This is a genomic window from Streptomyces sp. NPDC051976, assembly GCF_040680795.1.
Lineage (GTDB): Bacteria > Actinomycetota > Actinomycetes > Streptomycetales > Streptomycetaceae > Actinacidiphila.
On sequence record NZ_JBFAXL010000052.1, the window covers coordinates 57,356 to 63,355 of the forward strand.

At 67.3% G+C, this 6,000-nt stretch carries 4 protein-coding genes; 1 reads left to right on the forward strand and 3 read right to left on the reverse strand.

The window, feature by feature from the left end; all coding sequences use genetic code 11:
• Window positions 1–1,003 precede the first annotated feature (1,003 nt).
• The 3 genes from AB0M29_RS35485 to fabG form a co-directional block, all read right to left on the reverse strand.
• Window positions 1,004–2,242 (reverse strand): acyl-CoA dehydrogenase family protein, encoded by a 1,239-nt coding sequence (locus AB0M29_RS35485; RefSeq protein WP_365390489.1) that lies wholly within the window; start codon window positions 2,240–2,242, stop codon window positions 1,004–1,006.
• Window positions 2,243–2,309: 67 nt separating this feature from the next.
• Complete coding sequence (locus AB0M29_RS35490) at window positions 2,310–3,509, reverse strand: acetyl-CoA C-acyltransferase (protein WP_365390490.1); 1,200 nt, start codon at window positions 3,507–3,509, stop codon at window positions 2,310–2,312.
• A 92-nt stretch (window positions 3,510–3,601) separates the two neighbouring features.
• A complete protein-coding gene (gene fabG, locus AB0M29_RS35495; RefSeq protein WP_365390492.1) occupies window positions 3,602–4,339 on the reverse strand; it encodes a 3-oxoacyl-ACP reductase FabG in 738 nt (245 codons plus the stop codon).
• A gap of 423 nt (window positions 4,340–4,762) precedes the next feature.
• On the opposite strand from fabG, the gene AB0M29_RS35500 reads away from it, so the two are divergent.
• Window positions 4,763–5,779 carry a phosphotransferase family protein gene (locus AB0M29_RS35500; protein WP_365390493.1) on the forward strand — a complete coding sequence of 339 codons (1,017 nt, stop codon included), beginning with the start codon at window positions 4,763–4,765 and terminating at the stop codon, window positions 5,777–5,779.
• The last annotated feature ends 221 nt before the right edge of the window (window positions 5,780–6,000 follow it).

A 6,000-nucleotide genomic window follows, 5' to 3' on the forward strand; every position in this document is an offset into this window, starting at 1 on the left:
GCAACGTCCGTGCCAAACGCGTCAACATCGGAGCCGACGAACCCTTCCAACTCGGAACCGGGCAGTCATGTGAACAGGTGGCGCGAGACGGCCTGGGCGAGGTCTACATCGCCTACCTGACGGCAGTGATGGAGCCCTGGCTGGAAGCTGGCTACGCAGTCCAGTTCTGGGCAGATGTCGTTACCGACCACCCTCCACTCATGGGCCGGGTCCCGCCCGGCGCCGTGCCCGTCATCTGGCAGTACGACGCCCCGCGGTTCGCGGCCGACGTCCTTGCCGCCGACGGCGGCGAGCTGCACACCTGGCAGCTCTTGGGCTCAGATGTCGATCGGCTACGGGAGGGTTTCGGTGGCAGGGGAGCGAATCTGCTGCGCAAGGCAGCGTGCCCCTTTGGTCTCCCCGGGCACGGACAACTGGACCCTCCTCAGCCAGCTCGACAACGCCGTGGAGAACATGACGACGGCCGCCGCCGAGGTGGGACTGGAAGCCGCCGCCGAGGGCTATCTGCTCACCTCGTGGGGTGACAACGGCATGTGGGCCCCCCTCGGTCACCTTCGGCCCGGCGGTCTTCGGCGGTGCTGTGAGCTGGTGCCTGGAGGCGAACCGCGGCCTCGACATCGCGGCCGTGTTCAACGAACACGTGCTTCCCCACCGGCCACACCGGATCCGTACTCGACCGCCTCGGGAGGGTCTCCCATGCGTTCGGCGTCCCGCTGCTCAACGCCTCCCCGATCGCCCGCGTGCTGTTCCCGGACGCTGTCCGACCTCTGCCGCACTTGAACCACTCGTCGCCGAGCAGCGCGCATGCTGGCTTCCGCGCTCCCGCCCCGGCGGACTCGAAGACAGCCTCGCCTGCCTCGATCCGCTGCGCCACGACCTGCTGCGGGCAGCGCGGGGAAAGCGTCACTGGCTGACTGACCTCACGCCGACCTTGCTGCGGGAGTCGCGACCCGCGGCAAGGTCGGCGACGCCATTTCCCGACCGGGACCCCACAGCTCCCCGCTCACACCGGTGGAGCCACCGCACCCTTGGCCGCGACGCGGTACCGCCGCACTTCCTGCCTGGCGATGGCGCGCTTGTGGACCTCGTCAGGACCGTCCGCCAGGCGCAGCGTCCGCAGATGCGCGAACATCATCGCGAGCGGGAAGTCGTCCGTCACCCCTGCTCCCCCGTGCACCTGGATTGCGCGGTCGACGATCTTCAGCGCGATGTTCGGGGCGGCCACCTTGATAGCCGCGATTTCGGTGCGCGCTTGCTTGTTCCCGACCGTGTCCATCAAGTACGCGGCCTTGAGGGTGAGCAGGCGGATCATCTCGATGTCTATGCGCGCTTCCGCGATCCAGTCCTGGACATTGGACCGTTCGGCAACCGGACTGCCGAAGGTCACTCGTGATCCCGCTCTCTGGCACATCATCTCCAGTGCCCGCTCGGCTGCGCCGATGGCCCGCATGCAGTGGTGGATACGACCGGGCCCGAGCCGGGCCTGGCTGATCGCGAAGCCCTCTCCCTCGCCCTTCAGGACGTCCTTGGCTGGAACGCGCACGTCGGTGAAGTCGATTTCGGCGTGTCCTTCCCGGTCCTGGTAGCCGAACACGGGTAGACCGCGCATCACCGTGATCCCGGGGGCGTCGATCGGGACGACCATCATCGACTGCTGCCGGTGCGGAGCGGCGGCCGGGTCCGTCTTACCCATGACGATGAGTACCTTGCAGTTGCGGTGCAGGGCGTTGGACACGAACCACTTGCGGCCGTTGAGCACGTACTCGTCGCCGTCGCGCTCCATCCGCAACTCGATGTTGGTGGCATCGGAGCTGGCAACACGCGGCTCGGTCATCGCGAAGGCCGAGGCCATCGTCCCGTCGAGCAGCGGCTTGAGGTACTTCTCCTTGTGCTCGTCGCTGCCGAACAGCGTGAGGACTTCCATGTTGCCGGTGTCGGGGGCGTTGCAGTTGCACCCTTCGGACGCGATGTGGCTGCGGCCCATGATCTCCGCCAACGGCGCGTACTCAAGGTTCGTCAGCCCCGGCCCCCACTGCGGATGCGGGTGGAAGAGGTTCCACAGTCCGCGCCTCCGCGCCTGCGACTTGAGCTCTTCGAGTACCGGCGGCTGGAAATGCGGGTCACCCGAGGCGAGCATCTGCTCATGGTAGACGGTCTCGGCGGGGTACACGTGCGAGTCCATGAACCCCAGTAGGTCCGCCTGGTACTTCTTGGCGCGGTCCGACATTTCGAACAAAGACATCTGAACTCCTGACGGGTAAAGGGCACCGCTCTCGTTCGTTGGGTTTCATCCGGCGGCGTTGCTGAGATCAGGCGACCTCGAAGAGGCCGGCTGCGCCCATCCCGCCGCCCACGCACATCGAGATCACGACATACCGGATGCCCCGGCGTTTGCCCTCGATGAGTGCATGGCCCACCAGCCGGGCCCCGGTCATCCCGTACGGGTGACCGACTGAGATCGCGCCGCCATTGACGTTGAACCGCTCCGGGTCGATGTGCAGTTCGTCCCGGCAGTACAACGCCTGAGAGGCGAACGCCTCGTTGAGCTCCCACAGGCCGATGTCGTCGGTGGTGAGACCGTGCTGCTTGAGTAGCTTCGGGATGGCATAGACCGGACCGATCCCCATCTCGTCAGGCGCACAACCGGCAACCGTCATGCCACGGTAGGTGCCCAAGGGCTCCATGCCGCGGCGTGCGGCTTCCCGCACCTCCATCAGCACCGACGCCGAAGCGCCGTCCGACAGTTGGGAAGAGTTGCCCGCCGTCACGGTCGATCGCGCGGTCACCCCGCCGTCCGGCAACACCGGCGCTAGCCCGGCCAGGACTCCGAGGGTCGTCGAGGCGCGGCTGCCCTCGTCCCGGGTCAGGGTCCCGGCCTCGCGCCGCACTTCCCCCGACTGCTTGTCCTGGACCTTCCTGACACTGTCGAGCGCGACGATCTCCTGGTCGAACCGCCCGGCCTCCTGCGCCGCGGCCGTGCGCTGCTGCGACCGCAGCGCGAACTCGTCCTGGCGCTCCCGGCTCACGCCATAGCGTTCGGCGACCACCTCCGCCGTCTGCAACATCGGCATGTAGATACTGGGCTTGTGCGCGACCAGCCAGGGGTCCGTCGTGCGGTGGTCGTTCATGTGGTCGTTCTGCACCAGGGAAATCGACTCGACACCGCCCCCGACAGCGACCTGCATGCCGTCCGCGACGATCTGCTTGGCGGCCGTCGCGATGGCCATCAGACCCGACGAGCACTGCCGGTCGATCGTCATCCCCGAGACGCTCTCCGGCAGCCCGGCACGGAGGGTGGCCTGACGCGCGACGTTGAAGCCGGACGCCCCCTGCTGCATCGCGCAGCCGAGGATCACGTCGTCGACCTCGCCTCCCTCGAGTCCGGCGCGCCGTACCGCGTGTGCAATGGCGTGGGCGGCGAGTTCCTGCGCCGGCGTGTCGTTGAAGGCGCCGCGGTACGCCTTCCCGATCGGCGTCCGTGCCGTCGAAACGATGACTGCTTCTCTCATGTCGCCTCACTTCTTCCTGACGGTCCGGTTCGTCGTCGCCGTCCCCGCCACACCCGAGAGCGACGAGACCCGGTTGCCCCTCGGGCCGGTCATCAGATCGAGAGCCCGCCGTCGACCGGCAGCACAACTCCGGTGATGTACGCCGCCTCGTCAGAAGCCAGGAAGGCAACGGCATGGGCCATCTCCCCTGGGTCCCCGAAGCGGCCGAGCGGGATCCCCCGCGTCAGCTCCTGCCGCTTCTCGTCCGGGATGGACTCGATCATGCGTGTGCGCGCGTTCGGCGAGATGGCGTTGACCGTCGCGCCGAAGCGCGCGAGCTCCTTCGCCGTGGTCTTCGTGAACCCGATGATGCCCGCCTTCGCAGCGGCGTAGTTGGACTGGCCAACGTTTCCGCGCAGACCGCTGTAGGAGGTCACGTTGATGATGCGGCCCGATCGTTGACGCCTGAACGACGGTGTCACCGCCCGGGTGAATCTGAACGTGCCACCGAGGTGCACGTCCATCACGGAGGCCCATTCGTCGTCCGTGAGGTGCCAGACGGTCCGGTCGCGCAATATCCCGGCGTTGTTGACCAGGACGTCGACTCGACCAGTGCCGTCCAGGACCCGCTCGACCACCCGCTCGACCGCGGACGTATCCGCCACGTCGGCGGCGAGCCCACGCGCCCCGAGGCGGTCTGCCTGCTCAGCGACAGCACCCTCGTCGAAGTCGATCATGAAGGTGTCGGCACCGGCCCCCGCGAAGAGCTCGGCAATGCCAAGCCCGACACCGCGGGCCGCACCTGTGACGATCACGGTCAGACCAGAAAAGTGGTATGCCAGGTTGCCCATCGCAACTCCCAACCTCAGCGCGGGTCGCGACGGGACAGCGCGACACGACGCGACTATGCAACATACAGGAGAAATGTTGCAGCAACATAGCGCGGAAGCGCGGCGCCCGTCAGTGACCTTCGCGACACAGGCGCAGCTGAACGCAGCACCCAGAAGCCGTCGCACCCCAGGGGCACACTCCACAGCAGCCGATGAACCTTGCGCAGGACACTCGCACCATGCAACATATACTCAAAACGTTGCATACGAGGTGAGGCGATTGAACGGCAGTCCCCTGTGGCGGGAAGAAGCCGCTACAGCAACGTGCTTGAGCCAGCCAGGCCCGTCGAGCCGACGTCGGGTTAAAGTGCCGCGGCATGTCCAACCCTCGGGATCGGGAAGTCCCGGCCCGGCCCAGGCGACGCACGTGTGTGTCGTGCCGCGATGACCGACGCAGGCCACCAGTTGGCGATCAAAGCACTCCTCGGCCGGGCGGGCCTACGCGCTGAGGGGCGGTTGGCCATCAGACGTCTCAGTAACGGCCAGTCCAATCTCACCTTCCTCATCGAGTCCGAGTCCGGACGGAAATGGGTGGCTCGGCGCCCCCCGCTCGGAACGATCCTGGAGTCGGCCCACGACGTCGACCGGGAGGCACGGATCATGCGTGCCCTGGCAGAGACCGACGTCCCCGTCCCAACGGTCCTGGCCCAGCTACGATCGGATCATGTCCCGTGGGTTCTCCTCGGACACATTGAGGGCACTGTCGTCGAAGACGTCCATGTCGCTCGGGGCCTTTCGGCCGCGCACCGCCACGGCCTCGGGCCGCGTCTCGCGCAGCGTTTGGCTGGCATCCACGCCGTCGACCTCGGCGGGACCGGACTCCTCGACCTCTCCAGCCGTGCCCCCTACGCCCAGCGGCAGTTGCGCAGGTGGACGCGACAGTGGGAGGAGTCCCGCACCCGCCCCTTGCCGTCTCTCGAGAAGCTCACGGCACGCCTGGTAGAAGGTGCCGTCCGGCTCAGGCCCCAGGAGTCCAGCGTTCTGGTCCACGGCGACTTCCATCTCCGCAACGTCATCGTCCAAGATGCGGAGGTCGTCGGTGTCCTCGACTGGGAGCTCAGCACCCTCGGGCACCCGCTGGCAGATCTCGGGACGTTGCTCGCCTACTGGCCCATGCCCGGCGAGATGCCGTCCGCCGACGATTCCCCGTCGCTGGCGCCGGGGTGGGCGTCTCGGGCGGACCTTGTCGAGGCGTATGCCCAGGCGAGCGGAACCGCCGTGGACGACTATCCCTACTGGCACAGCCTCGGGCTATGGAAGGTGGCGATCATCGCTGAGGGTGTGCGACGCCGTGTGCTCGACCACCCCCAGAACGAAGCCGCCGGAGGCGCTCCGACCGCCGAGGTCATCAACGCGCTCGTTGCCCGCGCTCATGACGCGGTCACAGCCTGGGGAAACTGACAGCGCCGACGTCCCCGGCGTGTGGCGCGGCGAGAGTTCCCTAGCTAGATGATCGATTCCAAGGGGTCAGTGATCGTAGGCGGTCAGTGAGCGCAGGACGGGCTGTCCGGTGTGGTCGTTGTGCCACCCGAGTTCGACAGTTGGTGGGCATACGGCGGTGGTGAATCTGCGGGCTGACCTGCGGTGATGGGCATGAAGGGGCTCCGGGGCCGTTTGCCCAC